Origin of the sequence: Kineosporia rhizophila, from assembly GCF_021277265.1 — a bacterium.
Classification (GTDB): domain Bacteria; phylum Actinomycetota; class Actinomycetes; order Actinomycetales; family Kineosporiaceae; genus Kineosporia; species Kineosporia rhizophila.
Genome location: NZ_JAJSOH010000008.1, coordinates 131,296 through 146,402 on the forward strand (window position 1 = coordinate 131,296; position 15,107 = coordinate 146,402).

General features: G+C 69.5%; 15 protein-coding genes. 12 read left to right on the plus strand and 3 right to left on the minus strand.

The genetic code is table 11. The annotated features are described in order from the left end of the window. The first annotated feature begins 55 nt into the window (after positions 1-55). The 3 genes from LWF15_RS14435 to LWF15_RS14445 are packed head-to-tail and all read left to right on the plus strand — an operon-like array spanning position 56 to position 1,057. A complete protein-coding gene (locus LWF15_RS14435) occupies positions 56-355 on the plus strand; it encodes a hypothetical protein (protein WP_232811312.1) in 300 nt (99 codons plus the stop codon). 31 nt (positions 356-386) lie between these two features. Then, positions 387-554 carry a hypothetical protein gene (locus LWF15_RS14440; protein ID WP_232811313.1) on the plus strand — a complete coding sequence of 56 codons (168 nt, stop codon included), beginning with the start codon at positions 387-389 and terminating at the stop codon, positions 552-554. 32 nt (positions 555-586) lie between these two features. Next, positions 587-1,057 carry a hypothetical protein gene (locus LWF15_RS14445; protein WP_232811314.1) on the plus strand — a complete coding sequence of 157 codons (471 nt, stop codon included), beginning with the start codon at positions 587-589 and terminating at the stop codon, positions 1,055-1,057. 156 nt (positions 1,058-1,213) lie between these two features. Here LWF15_RS14445 and groL read toward each other — a convergent pair whose 3' ends face one another. Both groL and groES read right to left on the minus strand, forming a co-directional pair. Further along, positions 1,214-2,833: a chaperonin GroEL gene (groL, locus tag LWF15_RS14450; RefSeq protein ID WP_232811315.1), complete on the minus strand. Its 1,620-nt coding sequence runs from the start codon at positions 2,831-2,833 to the stop codon at positions 1,214-1,216. 121 nt (positions 2,834-2,954) lie between these two features. After that, positions 2,955-3,254, minus strand: coding sequence for a co-chaperone GroES (groES, locus tag LWF15_RS14455; RefSeq protein ID WP_231444726.1), 300 nt, complete (start codon positions 3,252-3,254; stop codon positions 2,955-2,957). Positions 3,255-3,495: 241 nt separating this feature from the next. On the opposite strand from groES, the gene LWF15_RS14460 reads away from it, so the two are divergent. Continuing rightward, positions 3,496-4,692, plus strand: coding sequence for a class I SAM-dependent methyltransferase (locus tag LWF15_RS14460; protein WP_232811316.1), 1,197 nt, complete (start codon positions 3,496-3,498; stop codon positions 4,690-4,692). Between the two features lie 83 nt (positions 4,693-4,775). Here LWF15_RS14460 and LWF15_RS14465 read toward each other — a convergent pair whose 3' ends face one another. Further along, a complete protein-coding gene (locus LWF15_RS14465) occupies positions 4,776-5,084 on the minus strand; it encodes a WhiB family transcriptional regulator (RefSeq protein ID WP_232811317.1) in 309 nt (102 codons plus the stop codon). Between the two features lie 358 nt (positions 5,085-5,442). Here LWF15_RS14465 and LWF15_RS14470 point away from each other — a divergent pair, with 358 nt between their 5' ends. The 8 genes from LWF15_RS14470 (at position 5,443) to LWF15_RS14505 (ending at position 15,001) form a co-directional block, all read left to right on the plus strand. Then, positions 5,443-6,780, plus strand: a complete 1,338-nt coding sequence (locus LWF15_RS14470; RefSeq protein WP_232811318.1) for a MerR family transcriptional regulator — start codon at positions 5,443-5,445, stop codon at positions 6,778-6,780. Between the two features lie 315 nt (positions 6,781-7,095). After that, entirely contained in the window at positions 7,096-7,710 is a 615-nt protein-coding gene (locus LWF15_RS14475) for a response regulator transcription factor (protein ID WP_052530831.1), read from the plus strand. A gap of 64 nt (positions 7,711-7,774) precedes the next feature. Beyond that, positions 7,775-8,356 carry an RNA polymerase sigma factor ShbA gene (gene shbA / locus LWF15_RS14480; RefSeq protein ID WP_232811319.1) on the plus strand — a complete coding sequence of 194 codons (582 nt, stop codon included), beginning with the start codon at positions 7,775-7,777 and terminating at the stop codon, positions 8,354-8,356. After that, entirely contained in the window at positions 8,353-9,480 is a 1,128-nt protein-coding gene (locus LWF15_RS14485; protein WP_232811320.1) for a hypothetical protein, read from the plus strand. Before shbA ends, LWF15_RS14485 begins: the two co-directional genes overlap by 4 nt. Before the next feature lie 165 nt (positions 9,481-9,645). Beyond that, positions 9,646-11,118, plus strand: coding sequence for an IMP dehydrogenase (gene guaB, locus LWF15_RS14490; protein WP_232811448.1), 1,473 nt, complete (start codon positions 9,646-9,648; stop codon positions 11,116-11,118). Positions 11,119-11,208: 90 nt separating this feature from the next. Further along, positions 11,209-12,369, plus strand: a complete 1,161-nt coding sequence (locus LWF15_RS14495) for a GuaB3 family IMP dehydrogenase-related protein (protein ID WP_269810155.1) — start codon at positions 11,209-11,211, stop codon at positions 12,367-12,369. Between the two features lie 186 nt (positions 12,370-12,555). Continuing rightward, positions 12,556-13,143, plus strand: coding sequence for an alpha/beta hydrolase (locus tag LWF15_RS14500; RefSeq protein ID WP_285616881.1), 588 nt, complete (start codon positions 12,556-12,558; stop codon positions 13,141-13,143). A gap of 472 nt (positions 13,144-13,615) precedes the next feature. Continuing rightward, positions 13,616-15,001, plus strand: coding sequence for a DUF2786 domain-containing protein (locus LWF15_RS14505; protein WP_232811322.1), 1,386 nt, complete (start codon positions 13,616-13,618; stop codon positions 14,999-15,001). Positions 15,002-15,107 lie beyond the last annotated feature (106 nt).

Below are 15,107 nucleotides of genomic sequence, written 5' to 3' on the forward strand. Positions count from 1 at the left end.
TTGAGCGGAAGGTGAATCAGATGGCTCTTGTGGGGGCGGCAACCTGATGAGCCGCTTGGAGGATCTGCTGAACCGCCAGGCTGAATGCCTGAACCTCATTGCGGCGTCACAACAGCTGGGCGGCGAGGCCGTTTCCCTGGCTGCAGAGTTACATGAAGTCTTCCTGGAGTTGGGGGCCCGGGGCTCAGCCGAACGAGCGGAGTCGCTGACCGTTGATCTTCAGGCTCTGGAGTCGGTGCTGGCCGAGGCGTACTCCTCAGCAACCGCAACCATCGGGCGGGTGCAGGCACTTGCTCACGGCGGGTCTTCGAGTGACGTGAGTTCCAGCGGGTTACTGCTGTTACGCGCCGCGTAGTGTGACCCCCTTGGAGAATATTCGAAGCAAGATGCGCCAGAAGATCGGCAAAAGGCAGGCCGATCGATTCGTGGTCAATCTTGACGAGAGCCAGTTCTCGGAAGACCAGCTGCGAGAGTTCTTGGCCCGCAAGGCGCCGAGTGGTCTTCGGGAAGTGCTGGCCGTCAAGAACGGTGCAGTCAGCAGGGTCTGGCCTTAACGGGAAGGGTTTCACCAATGTCTTACGAATTCATGCTGCTGATTCGTACCCCGGCACAGCGTCCTCTCGAAGACTCCTTGGCCCAGGTCGCAGAACTCCTGGGCGGGTCGGTGGAGGTCGGTGAAAACGACATTCCGTCTGTGCACGTGGACAAGCTGCTCGTCAACGCCGTAGAGCCGGATGAAGTGGATCGCGAAACCGCTCTGAACACGTTCGCCCTGGACAGCAATCTGACCCTGATATTCGAGGACCTCAGTCGTTCCGGCGACGAGACGATGATCCGGGTGCACCGCAGCATGATGAAGGCGGTGCTGGGCATGAGCGGCAACACTTCGCAGGGCGTCCTGCTGGAGGAGCACTACGACCTGGACGCGATCGTTCTCGAATTCAGGGATGGGCTGGTGACCCTGAACCAGGACTGGGACGGATGGGAGCAGTGGCCAGAGGTCCTGGAAGTCTTTCCTGAGCCACGGACGTTCGCCAACCTGTCGGCCCAGGGGTGACCGGCGATCGACCACGACCACGAGCGCAACTCGCGGTTCTGAAGCCGGGGACGACTGCGAGCCCGGACTAGAACCGAGCATGCCACGAACGTCCAAAACAAAAACAGACCCGGCCCCCGCCGAAGCGGGAACCGGGCCTGCAACTACCAGTTCAGATCAGTGGCCGTGCCCGTGGCCGTGACCCGCGGCGGCCTCTTCGACCGGCTCGGGCTTGTCCACGACCAGCGTGTCGGTGGTGAGCACCATCGACGCGATGGACGCGGCGTTGCGCAGCGCCGAGCGGGTGACCTTGACCGGGTCGATGATGCCCTTGGCCAGCAGGTCGCCGTACTCCTGGGCGGCGGCGTCGAAGCCGGTGCCCACGCCACCCTCCTGCACCCGGTGGACCACGACGTAGCCCTCGAGGCCGGCGTTCTCGGCGATCCAGCGCAGCGGCTCGGCGGCGGCGCGCTTGACGATCTGCACGCCGGTGGCCTCGTCGCCGGTCAGGCCGAGGTTGTCGTCCAGCACCGCGACGGCGTGGACCAGGGCCGAGCCACCGCCGGAGACGATGCCCTCTTCGATGGCCGCGCGGGTCGCCGAGACGGCGTCCTCGATGCGGTGCTTCTTCTCCTTGAGCTCCACCTCGGTGTGCGCACCCACGCGGATCACGCAGACGCCGCCACCGAGCTTGGCCAGACGCTCCTGGAGCTTCTCGCGGTCCCAGTCGGAGTCGGTGCGCTCGATCTCGGCGCGGATCTGCTGGATCCGGCCCTCGACCTCGGAGCGCTCGCCGGCGCCCTCGATGATCGTGGTGTCGTCCTTGGTGATGACGACGCGACGGGCGCGGCCGAGCTCCTCGAGGCCGATCTGGTCGAGCTTCAGGCCGATCTCGGGGCTGACCACCTGGCCGCCGGTGAGCACGGCGATGTCCTGCAGGGTGGCCTTGCGACGGTCACCGAAGCCGGGGGCCTTGACCGCGGCCGCGTTGAACGTGCCCTTGATCTTGTTGACCACCAGGGTGGACAGCGCCTCGCCGTCCACGTCCTCGGCCAGGATCAGCAGCGGCTTGCCGGCCTGCAGCACCTTCTCCAGCAGCGGCAGCAGCTCGGAGATCGAGGAGATCTTGTTCTGGTGGATCAGGATGTAGGCGTCCTCCAGGACGGCCTCCATCCGCTCCGTGTCGGTCACGAAGTAGGGCGACAGGTAACCCTTGTCGAACTGCATGCCCTCGGTGAAGTCCAGCTCGGTCCCGGCCGAGGAGGACTCCTCGACCGTGATCACGCCGTCCTTGCCGACCTTGTCGAACGCGTCGGCGATCAGGTTGCCGACCACCGAGTCCTGCGCCGAGATGGTGGCGACGTGGGCGATCTCGCCCTTGCCCTCGATCTCGCGGGCGGTGTCGAGCAGCTTGGTGCTGACCGCCTCGACCGCCGCGTCGATGCCGCGCTTCAGGCTGGAGGGGGCGGCGCCGGCGGCCACGTTGCGCAGGCCTTCCTTCACCATCGCCTGGGCCAGCACGGTCGCGGTGGTGGTGCCGTCACCGGCGACGTCGTTGGTCTTGGTGGCGACCTCCTTGGCGAGCTGGGCGCCCAGGTTCTCGTACGGGTCGTCCAGTTCCACCTCCTTGGCGATCGTCACACCGTCGTTGGTGATGGTGGGGGCGCCCCACTTCTTGTCGATCACCACGTTGCGGCCGCGCGGGCCGAGCGTCACCTTCACGGCGTTGGCGAGCGCGTCGACACCGCGCTCCAGCGAACGCCGGGCGTCGTCGTTGAACTCGAGAGTCTTTGCCATGGGTCAAGTCCCTTGGATCGAGGTGTGCTTTTTGGGTTCTAGGCCGTTCGAGGACGGTTCTGGCGGGAGACGCGAACGCCCCGGCCGCCGTGAGGGCGGACCGGGGCGAGGGCGAATCAGATCACTTCTCGATGATCGCGAGCACGTCGCGGGCGGAGAGGATCAGGTACTCCTCGCCGGAGTACTTGACCTCGGTGCCGCCGTACTTGCTGTAGAGGACCGTGTCGCCGACCTTGACGTCGAGCGGAATGCGCTTCTCGCCCTCGTCGTCGAAGCGCCCGGGACCGACCGCCAGGACCTCGCCCTCCTGGGGCTTCTCCTTGGCGGTGTCCGGGATGACGAGACCAGAAGCCGTCGTCTGCTCCGCGTCCAGCGGCTTGACGACAATGCGGTCCTCGAGCGGCTTGATGGAGACCGACACTGGCGGACCTCCCCTTCTCGGAACGTCGATGAAAATACAAGGACTGGGGTCCCAGCGGGACATCGACCGTCGTCGCGGGTGCCGATCGGAGCCCTGCTGAGGGATCTTGCTGCTGGCAATCTCCAGGGGAGAGTGCCAGGTTGAATCTAGAACGCTCGTTAGCACTCGGTCAACCCGAGTGCCAAAGTCCGGCGCGCCGCCGGTGCGATCGGGGGCGTCCGGCGCGTGGGAGAATCCGCCGGTGGATCTGACCGGTATCGCGACGCTGCTGACTTCGGACGGATGGGCTCTGCTGGAGTCGCTGCCGGCCTACGACGAGACCACCTCGATGACCCTGGGCGAGCAGTTGCGGCGCGACGGGCACCCGCCGGAGATGGTCGCGGCCGCCCTCACCCAGTCGCGCCTCAGATCCGCCGCGCGGGCCAAGTTCGGGCCCTTCGCCGACGGCATGCTGTTCACCCCGACGGGTCTGGAGCAGGCCACCCGGCTGCCGGTCGCGGCCCGGCACGCCCAGCGCTTCGCCAACGCCGGGATCCGGCGGGTCGGCGACCTGGGCTGCGGCGTCGGGGCCGACTCGATGGCCCTGGCCACGCTCGACCGGGAGGTCGTGGCGGTGGAGAAGGACGAGGTCACGGCGGCCATCGCCACGGTGAACCTGCGGCACTGGCCGGAGGCCGTGGTGCGGCACGAGGATGCGATGACCACGCGCATCGACGACCTGGACGGTGCCTTCCTCGATCCGGCGCGGCGGGAGGCCTCGGGGCGGCGCCTGCTCGACCCGCGCACCGGGAATCCGCCACTGTCGTTCGTGCGTGAGCTGGCCGGTCGGCTGCCTGCGGTCGGCATGAAGACCGCCCCCGGGGTGCCGCATCACCTGGTTCCGGAAGACACCGAGGCGCAGTGGGTGTCGGTCGACGGTGACGTGGTGGAGTGCGGGCTGTGGTTCGGCAAGGTGCGCCGGGAGGGGGTGCGGCGCAGTGCGCTGGTGCTCGACTCGGCCGGCGGTGGCGCCGAGATCAACGACAGCTCGATGGCCGACACGGTGCCCGCCGAGGTGGGCAAGGTCGGCCAGTTCCTCTACGAGCCCGACGGTGCGGTGATCCGGGCCGGGCTGGTGGCCGCGGTGGCCAACCAGATCGGCGGCCGGCTGATCGACCCGACCATTGCCTACATCACTGCCGACCGCACCGAGTACACGCCTTTGGCCAAGGTCTACGCGGTCGAGGACGTGTTCGGCTTCCAGCTCAAGTCGCTGCGCACCTACCTGCGCGACCGGGGGGTCGGCCGGCTCACGATCAAGAAGCGGGGCACCGCGGTGGAACCCGAGCAGCTGCGCAAGCAGTTGCGGCTGGCCGGGCCGAACGAGGCGACGATCGTGCTCACCCGGGTGGCCGGGCGTCAGTCGGTCATCGTGGCCCGCCCGCACAAGGCGAACTGAGGACGGGTGGCGCGCCTGGACCGGTCGGCTCACCGGGGACGCGTCCCCGGCTCGGGAACCGGGCAAGCCGCTATGTACAAGGACTAACTGGCTGCGGTCTGCGGCTGCGCCAGTGGGCTGTCGCTCGCGTAGAAGTTCTCCCGCTCGTCCTCGGTGAGCCCGCCCCACACGCCGTACGGCTCACGCACCTGCAGCGCGTGCGAGCGGCAGTGCTCCAGCACCGGGCACCGCGCGCAGACCGACTTGGCCGCCACGTCGCGCTGCCTGCGGGCCGGGCCACGCTCGCCCTCGGGGTGGAAGAAGACCCGGGGATCCGCGGTCCGGCAGGCCCCTTCGAGCTGCCATTCCCACAGGTCGGCAACGGGCCCGGGAAGACGCGAGATCTCAGCCATCATGGACACACCATTCCGATCGAAGGACCTCATCCGGCCGTCCGGCCGGATGCTGAACTGTTGAGGTGCCGGTCCGGCACTTCGCCGAAACCACGAAGGGCCTGGCAGTAGATGCATCGGCCGTCTCAGTGCGCGCTTGAAGGGCGAGTGAACTACCTTTGAATCGGTAATCGAGCCCGAGGTACCGCTTCAAGAGTTGTTCAAGGGTCATCGCTTCATCACTTGTTCGACTCAGGCGGCGCCGGGAGGCGATGTGAGTTAGTGTCTGTTTCTCTAGTGCCAGGGGGCGGGTGAAGTGTCAGAAACGTCTCGGCAGGCCGGGACCGGAGCTGAAGAGCCCGTCGAAGGTCCGATCGACGTGACGGAGGCGAGTTCGACGCCCCCCTCGCCGACTCTTACGGTTGCTGCTGTTGCCCGACGCCTGGGCGTCGCGCCTCCCACGCTGCGCACCTGGGACCGCCGTTACGGCCTCGGTCCCTCCGCCCACACGGCGGGCGCGCACCGCCGCTACTCACCGGCCGACGTGGCCCGGTTGATGGTCATGCGCCGGCTCACTCTGGAGGGCGTCGCCCCCAGTGACGCAGCCAAGATCGCGCTGGCCACCGCCCTCAGCCCCGAGGGCCGCCCGATCCAGCCGGAAGACGACCACACCCCGGTCGAGGGGTACGACGCCTCTGCGCTGGGGGCGTTCGACCAGTCGCGCCCGGTCGCCCCGAACCGGCCGGCCCCGGTGGTCGACCCGGACGAGGAGCGTTACCCGCCCGGCTCCTTCATGGACGAGGTGGATCTCGACCACGAGGTGAAGAGCCGCGGTCTGGGCCTGCCCGACGAGACCGGCCTGGACGACGTGGAGCTGGCCGGGGGTTACGGCCGCGACGAGCGGGTCGGGTCCGAGGAGGAGCCCACCGCCTGGTCGGCCCGGGGTCAGGCCTGGCGCGGGCCCCGTGAGGTCGAGCCGGACGAGCTGGATCTCGAGCCGTTCGAGCCCCAGCCGCAGGCTGAGGAAGACTGGCCGGGCACGCTGCGCTCGGTCGAGACCACGCGGGGCGGTCTGTCCGGCGGCGGCCGGATCGTGGCCCTGCCCGACGGCACGCCGCAGAGCCGGGGTCTGGCCCGGGCCGCGATGGCGCTCGACTCGTTCGAGACGCACCGCATCCTGCGCGAGAGCATCCGACGCCAGGGCGTGGTGCCGACCTGGAACTCGATGATCATGCCGGTGCTGCGCGCGCTGGGTGAGCGGGTGCGGGTCTCCGGCGAGGGCATCGACGTGGAGCACGCTTTTTCCGAGGCGATCCTCGGGGTGTTCCGCAACGCGGCGGTGAATGTCCGGATCACCCGCAACTCCCCGATGGTCCTGCTGGCCTGCGCCGACTCGGACTACCACTCGCTTCCGCTGCACGCCCTGGCCGCGGCCCTGGCCGAGCACGAGGTGCCCACCCGGATGCTGGGTTCCGGGCTGCCTCCGCACGCCCTGGCCTCGTCGGTGCGGCGCACCGGGCCGTCGGTGATCGTGCTGTTCGCCCGGATGCCGGGGGCCGACGCAGGCGACGCGCAGATGCTGCGTCGGCAGCGGCCCGCGCCCACGGTGATCCTGGCCGGGCCGGGCTGGCGGCCCGACACCATCCCGGCCAGCGCCCGTACGGCCGGTTCGCTGATCGAGGCGATCGACGAGGTCCTGCGCGGTCTGCACAACTGACGGCCGCGAAGCCCGTCAAAGGTGGGCTCACAAGCGTCCGTAAGCAGTTCTGTGTGGGGCTCCACCGCTGAAGGTGGGCCGAGGCGCGTTGCCGCTCGCGGGCGTCCATTGGTTCGGCACCTACGCCGCCCCCGACGGCACCCGCCCTGCCCTGCAGCCGCACCCTCCTAGCCGCATCCCGTACCCCGCCCGACGTGCGCCGACGCCGCTCGGATGATCGCCCCGGGGGCTCAAGTCCCCGCCCCCGGTGTCGAAACCTTGGACCAGGGACATCTCCCACGGATGGGGGATGCCAAGGTTTCGTGAGGTGTATCTGTGGCTACGGTTCTGGTGTGCGACGACTCTGCGCTGGTCAGGGAGACCTTGCACAGGGCATTGTCCTCAGTTCCAGGCATTACCCGGGTCGTGGACGCATCCTCTGGTGAGGAGGCGCTGGCGCGCTGGCCCGTCGAGCGTCCCTCGCTGGTGCTGATGGACGTCCGGATGCCTGGGATCGGCGGCGTGGAGGCGGCGCGGAGGTTGCTCTCCCGCCATCCCGAGGCGATCGTGGTTATGGTGACCATGGCCGAGGACGCCGACGGGGTGGCCCGGTCGGTGGCCGGCGGCGCCCGCGGCTACCTGGTCAAGGACGCGTCCCGGGAGGAGGTGGCGGCAACGGTGGTCTACGCCCTGAGCGACGGCCTGGCCCGGCGTACCGTCCCGGCCCCCCGCAGCAACGACGCGAACGTGTCGGCCCCGCCCCTCACCGAGCGTGAGATGCAGGTGCTCACCGGAATGAGCCGAGGTAGGAGCAACGCCGAGATCGGCAAGGAGCTCTACCTGTCGGAAGACACCGTGAAGACGCACGCTCGCAGGCTTTTTCGGAAGATGGGCGCCGCAGACCGGGCTCAGGCCGTTGCGGTCGGCTTCCGGTGGGGCCTGATACGGTGAAGTAATGGCCGTCCGGGGCGGCAAGTCCAATGCCGTAGGTGTAACGCCGAGACCTCCTGTCGCGATGTCTTCACCGGACGACACAGAAGACTTCCAGGAGCTGTCGTCCCGCGCCGTCCAGGGTGACGACGCGGCCACCGAACGATTGCTCCAACTCGTTCACCGGATGGTGCGGCGTTACTGCCGGGCCAGACTCTCGCGCATGCCCGGCGGGGAGCACACGGCGGACGATGTTGCGCAGGAGGTTTGCATCGCTGTGCTCTCGGCCCTTGGACGTTATCGGGACGAAGGACGACCCTTCGAGGCGTTCGTCTACCGGATTGCGGCCAACAAGGTGGCTGATGCCCAGCGTGCCTTCTACCGTGCTGCCGTGCCGGTCGCGGAGGTCCCGGAGACCCCGGAGACCGCTCCCGGGCCGGAGGAGCTGGCCGAGCGGGCCGGTGACGCGCAGCAGGTCCGTGAACTCCTGAGTCGTCTTCCCGACCAGTTGCGCGAGCTGCTCGTGCTGCGTGTGGCGGTGGGGATGTCGGCCGAGGAGACGGGCCGGGCGCTGGGGATGACCGCGGGGGCGGTCAGGGTTGCCCAGCACCGGGCGATGCAGCGCCTGCGGGGCATGATCGATGTTCCTGCGACGGAGACGGCATGAGTACGACGCCCCCCGCCCCCGGTGACGACAAGGACGGTGGCACCGAGGTGCCCACCGCCGACCTCTCCGAGCTCGCCGCGACCGATGCGCTGCTCGACCGGCTGGCTGCCCGCCGGCCCTCCGACGACGATCTGCTCGACCCGACCGCCGCGGCCCTGAACCGGCTGCTGAGCGACGTCGACGCCGAGTCCGGGGCCGATCCGGCCACCGCCCGCCTGGTCGAGGTCCTGGCCGGGCGCCCGCTGTACTTCGACGGGCCCACCGCCCTCGAGGTGGAGAGCCTGATCGATCTCACCTCGCCGGAGCAGAAGAGCGAGAAGGGCAACGACGACGACCTGACCGCCGGTCCGGCCGAGATCCTGCCCACCCCGATCACCGCGGCCCGCAGCAAGCGCTGGCGGGTGGCCGCGGGCAAGGTGTCCGCCCCGGTCGCGGCCGCCTCGATCGCCGTCATGGTCCTGCTCGGGGGTGGCGTCAGCGCTGCCGTCGCGGGCGACCCGCTGGCGCCGCTGAACGGGGTCGGCTCGGTGGTGGCCAAGCTGCCCGGCGTCGACCGCTCCGACCCGAACGACAGCAAGCTGCAGCAGGCGCAGGCCGAGCTCGCCCTGGCCCAGGAGCTCGCGGTCAGCGATCCCGAGCAGGCCGCGCAGCATCTGAACACCGCCCGCAAGATGCTCGCCGAACTGCCCGACGACGAGACGGCCGACCTGGACCAGCAGGTCGAGACGTTGGCCACTCAGCTGCCCGGCGACCCCGACGACCCGAGCGTGCCCGGGGCGACGACAGTGGCCGCCACCAGCACCCCGGACGTCACCCCGACCGGCGAGGGCCCGGTCACCGCCAGCCCCTCGGCTCCGCCCACCACCACGCCCACCGGCGCGCCGACCACCAGCGGCGGGGGCAGCGGGGGCGAGAACGAGCCCAGCGCACCGCCTTCCAGCACCACCGACGAGCCGGCGCCGCCCACCTCCACGTCGCACAGTGTCACCACGCCGGCCAGCGAGCCGACGAGCAGCGGCAGTGGCAGCAGCGGCGGCCAGACCGATCCGCCGGCGACCAACACCGGGTCCTCCTCGGGTGGGTCGTCCGACACCAGCCCGGCCCAGGCCTCGTCCGCCGACTGAGCGGTCACTGCCCACGGGTCAGGAGCACCCTCCGATCGTGACTAGCATGGGTGCACGGGAAGACAACGCGAATCGGCGCCGTTCGTCACCCGTGCAGTGCTCCGAAGAGCCGCGACGCGGAAGGTTTTCCTGGTGAGCGTGAACCCCAACGACGAGATCCCGGCGATGCCGCTCGGACTCACCTACGACGACGTCCTGCTCCTGCCGGGTGAGAGCGACGTCATCCCCAGCGCGGCCGACACCCGTTCCCGGGTGAGCCGCCGGGTCGAGGTCGCCATCCCGCTGATGTCGGCGGCGATGGACACCGTCACCGAGGCCCGGATGGCGATCGCCATGGCCCGCCAGGGTGGTCTGGGGGTGCTGCACCGCAACCTGTCCATCGAGGACCAGGCGCAGCACGTCGACCAGGTCAAGCGCTCCGAGGCCGGCATGGTCACCCACCCCGTCACCACCACCCAGGACGCCACTCTCGGCGAGGTGGACGCGCTGTGCGGCCACTACCGGGTCTCCGGCCTGCCGGTGGTCGACGACGCGGGCAAGCTGGTCGGCATCATCACCAACCGGGACATGCGCTTCGAGTCCGACTCCAGCCGTCGCGTCGGTGACGTGATGACCCGGATGCCGCTGATCACCGGCCCGGTCGGGATCAGCCCGGACGACGCGATGGCCCTGCTGGCCCGCAACAAGATCGAGAAGCTGCCGCTGGTCGACGAGTCCGGCCGGCTGGCCGGGCTGATCACGGTCAAGGACTACACCAAGCGCGAGCAGTTCCCGCTGGCCACCAAGGACGAGGCCGGCCGGCTGCGGGTGGGTGCGGCGATCGGCTTCTTCGACGACGCCTGGAAGCGTGGCATGGCGCTGGTCGAGGCCGGGGTCGACGTGCTGATTGTCGACACCGCGCACGGCCACTCGCACGGCGTGGCCGACATGATCGCCCGGCTGAAGAAAGACAGCGCCGCCGCGCACGTCGACATCATCGGCGGCAACGTGGCCACCCGCGCCGGGGCCCAGGCCCTGATCGACGCCGGGGCCGACGGGGTCAAGGTCGGGGTCGGGCCGGGCTCGATCTGCACCACCCGGGTCGTGGCCGGCGTCGGGGTGCCCCAGGTCACCGCGATCCTCGAGGCGGCGCGGGCGGCCAAGGCCGCGGGCGTGCCGGTGATCGGTGACGGTGGCCTGCAGTACTCCGGCGACATCGCCAAGGCCCTGGTCGCCGGGGCCGACACGGTGATGCTGGGCTCGCTGCTGGCCGGCTGCGAGGAGAGCCCGGGCGACCTGGTCTTCATCAACGGCAAGCAGTTCAAGAGCTACCGCGGCATGGGCTCGCTCGGCGCGGCGCAGTCCCGGGGCAAGGCCAAGTCCTACTCCAAGGACAGGTACTTCCAGGGCGACGTGACCGACGACAAGTTCGTGCCCGAGGGCATCGAGGGCCAGGTGCCCTACCGAGGCCCCCTCGGTGCCGTGGCCTACCAGCTGATCGGTGGCCTGCGGCAGTCGATGTTCTACGTCGGCGCCGCCACCGTGCCCGAGCTGAAGGCCAAGGGCCAGTTCGTCCGGATCACCTCGGCGGGTCTGAAGGAGAGCCACCCGCACGACATCCAGATGACGGTCGAGGCTCCCAACTACAGCCGCCGCTGAGGTGACCAGGGGGCGGCGGTGCGCCACCGCCGTCCCTGAGGGGCAGGGCTGCACGACATCGCCTGCGCCGGGCACCTCCTCGTCACGGCGATGCCGCGCAGCCCTGCCCCTATCGGTAACCTTCCGTTTGTGACTGAGATCGAGATCGGCCGGGGCAAGCGGGGCCGGCGCGCCTACACGTTCGACGACATCGCGATCGTCCCCAGCCGGCGGACCCGCGATCCCGAAGAGGTGTCGACGCACTGGCAGATCGACGCCTACCGCTTCGACCTGCCGATCGTCGCCGCCCCGATGGACTCGGTGATGTCCCCGGCCACCGCCGTGGCCATGGGCAACCTGGGTGGTCTGGGCGTGCTCGACCTCGAGGGTCTGTGGACGCGCTACGAGGACCCGGCGCCGCTGCTGGCCGAGATCGCCGGGCTCGAGCCGGCCGTGGCCACCCGGCGCATGCAGGAGCTGTACGCCGAGGAGATCAAGCCCGAGCTGATCGTCGAGCGCATCCGGCAGATCCGCGACGGCGGGGTCACCGTGGCCGCGGCGCTCACCCCGCAGCGCACCCAGGAGTTCTGGAAGACCGTGGTGGACGCCGGGGTCGACCTGTTCGTCATCCGCGGTACCACGGTCTCGGCCGAGCACGTCTCCGGCCGGGCCGAACCGCTGAACCTCAAGCGCTTCATCTACGAGCTCGACGTGCCGGTGATCGTCGGCGGCTGCGCCACCTACACCGCCGCCCTGCACCTGATGCGCACCGGCGCGGCCGGCGTGCTGGTCGGTTTCGGCGGCGGCGCCACCCACACCACCCGCGACACGCTGGGCATCCACGCCCCGATGGCGAGCGCGGTGGCCGACGTGGCCGCAGCCCGTCGTGACTACATGGACGAGTCGGGCGGCCGTTACGTGCACGTCATCGCCGACGGCGGGATGGGCCGGTCGGGTGAGATGGTCAAGGCGATCGCCTGCGGCGCCGACGCGGTCATGCTGGGGGCTGCGCTGGCCCGCGCGTCCGACGCGCCCGGCCGGGGCTTCCACTGGGGTCCGGAGGCTCACCACCCGTCGGTGCCCCGCGGCACCCGGGCCCAGGTCGGCACGGTCGGCACCCTGGAGGAGATCCTCTACGGTCCGGGCCGGGTGGCCGACGGCACCACCAACCTGATCGGGGCGCTGCGCCGCTCGATGGCCACCACCGGCTACTCCGACCTCAAGGAGTTCCAGCGGGTCGAGGTCGTCGTCTCGCCCTACCAGCCCAGCTGATTCCTGACTGATGATCCCGGAGCTCCTCGACCAGGAACTCCGGGATCACGGTCGTCCTGAGCCATCCACGCCCGCACCCGGTTCCGAAGCCCTCCTGTGAACAGCCGATTCTTCCCCGGTACGGGCCGCCACCTGTCCGTGCGCAGTTCTCGCCTCCCGGCCGAAAAGGTGCGCGCCGTAGCGCTGGTGCTGCACGGCGGCCGGGTCAGCGGACGTGAACCCGTCACCTGGTACCAGCCCGCCGTGCTGAGAGTGAACCTCCTGGCGGAGGCTCTGCACCGGCGGGTGCACAGGCATGGTGTGCAGGTCTGGAACCTTCGCTTCGCGGTACGAGGGTGGAACGGGCCCGAAGCTTCGCCGGTGGAGGATGCACGGTGGGCCTTAGAGCAAATTGAAGGACGTTTGGCTCGCCCAATCGTGTTGGTCGGCCACTCGATGGGGGCGCGTACGGCGCTACGCGTCGCCGATGGTGAGAACGTGCGCGGCGCGGTGGCCCTCGCGCCGTGGGTTCCCGAAGACGAACCGGTGCACCAGCTGGCCGGCCGCTCGGTAGCGCTGGTGCACGGAACCGAGGACAAGGTCACCGACCCAAGACTGACCTCCCGGTACGCCGAGCGCGCCCGCTCCGCCGCGGACTCGGTGGTCCATCACGAGATCCCCGGCGCAGACCACGCAATGCTGCGCTCGATCAAGCAGTGGGACACCCTGACCGCAGCCGCAGCACTGGACATCCTGGGACTCACCGAGCACGGCCCCAGACGGCAGACCCCGTAACCCTCGTCGATCTCGCGGCGAGCCGCCGTTCGTTGTGTTTCCGACCGCTGCTCTCCACCCGGGCCCAGCGTGGACTTGCCGCTTGGCCCGTTTCTGGTTTGCTTTCGGGCTCGGCGTGACTTGCTGCCAGGCCATCTCTAGTTTCTGCCGGTTGGCGACGAGCCTGTCGCCGCGGCCGCCCGCCCGACCCGCCGCCGCTCTACTGCCCCGACCTCCGCGATCTGTGAAGCCCCGTTGCGCGCTGTAACAAATATTCACCCTTCGGTGAGGCCAGGGAATAGAGAGAGTTTGTCGGGACTGTGCTTGGATTTCCAAGTATTGACTCTTCAAAAGGATTCTTGCATAAGGCATCTGAACACGTAGCGACACCGGATTTAAGGTTCCTGCCGACCCTGACCTGTGGATTGAAGTGGTTGCCCACCCGACCTCCACCAGGGCCGGACCAGGGAGCCGGTCAGCCTAGGGTGATCGCATGGGTAGCAAAGACCGTCGCAAGAGCAGCGCATCCGGGGTGCGGGGGCTGACCGGGATCGCCGGGGCGCAACTGCCTCCGGAGAAACTGGCCGAGATCCTGCTGCAGGCGGCGATGACGGCACTCGCTGCCGGCGACAAGGCTGCCTTCGAGCTGGTGTCGGACGCTCTCGTGCAGAGGCCGGACGTGGACGGGTGGCGCGCCCTGGTGGCCCGTGACTTGGCTGTGCGTCTGCCTTCTGCAGTTCAGCAAGCCTGGTCGCGGGGGTGGGAGCCGGCCGACGTGGTGCGCTACGTGGGCCGCAAACTGGGGCCGGGCCGGGCGGTGCTCGCCGGCGAGGCAGTGTCGGAGCAACTGGCCGGCTATGCGGCGATCACGGTTGATCCGCGTTGGCAGGCTCAGGTAGCCGAGTTCGAGGTGGAGCGCTGGTGGCCCTCGGGGCAGACCGTGGCGCAGGCCCGCATCGAGCGAGATGGCTGGGTGACCTTCGCGCCGGAACTGCTTGAACTGGTGGCGCTTTTGCTGGTGCTGCCGGGGTTGGAGAGGATCGGTCCGCCGCCGGGGGAGTACCGGCCTCCGGCCTCGGAATCCCGTTCGGACGAGGGATCGAACGCTGGGGCCGGTGCGCCGAACGCGGCGCCAGGGCCGGGGCAGAGGTCGGCGCGGCCGGTGGACGAACGGGTGCTCAGCCGGATCCGGGCACTCCTGGCCAAGGCTGAGGCAACCACTTCCGAGGCCGAGGCTGAAGCGTTCACCGCGGGGGCGCAGGAACGCATGGCCCGGCACAGCATCGACATGGCCATGGTGCAGGCCGGCTCCGAAGGTGGTGGGCGGGGGCCGCGGGGTGAACGGCCGGCCACCCGGCGCATCTGGATCGACCCGCCCTACGAGCAGTCCAAGACCGTTCTGCTGAACGCGGTCGCCTCGGCCAACCGCACCCGCTCGGTGTGGACCAAGAACATCGGCTTCTGCACGGTGATCGGTTTCGACGCCGACCTCGACGCGGTGGAAGCGCTCTTCACCTCGCTGCTGGTGCAGGCCACCTCGGCGATGACGAGAGCCGGCCGGATCGAGCAGGCCGGTGGCCGGGCCCGCAGCAAGACCTTCCGTCAGTCGTTCCTGGCCGCGTACGCATTCCGGATCGGCGAGCGCCTGGCCGAGATCACCGAGGAGCAGACCCAGGCCGCGCGTTCGGAGATCGGCGACGACCGCTTGCTGCCGGTGCTGGCCAGCCGTCAGCAGGACGTGGAAGACCGCTTCGCCGAACTGTTCCCGACCGTCACCCGGGGGCGCAGCATCCGGGTGGGCGACCACATGGGCTGGGCGAGCGGCCGAGGTGCCGCCGACCAGGCCACGTTCGGCACCGCGACGGCGGTGCGGCAATGAGCTGACAAGGCGGTGAGGAGACAGGGGGTGGCTGATGGCGGGTGGGCTAATGGCAGGTGTCTGATATCCGCCGGCAGATCCCCCTGTAGTAGGACGCCGTAGCCCA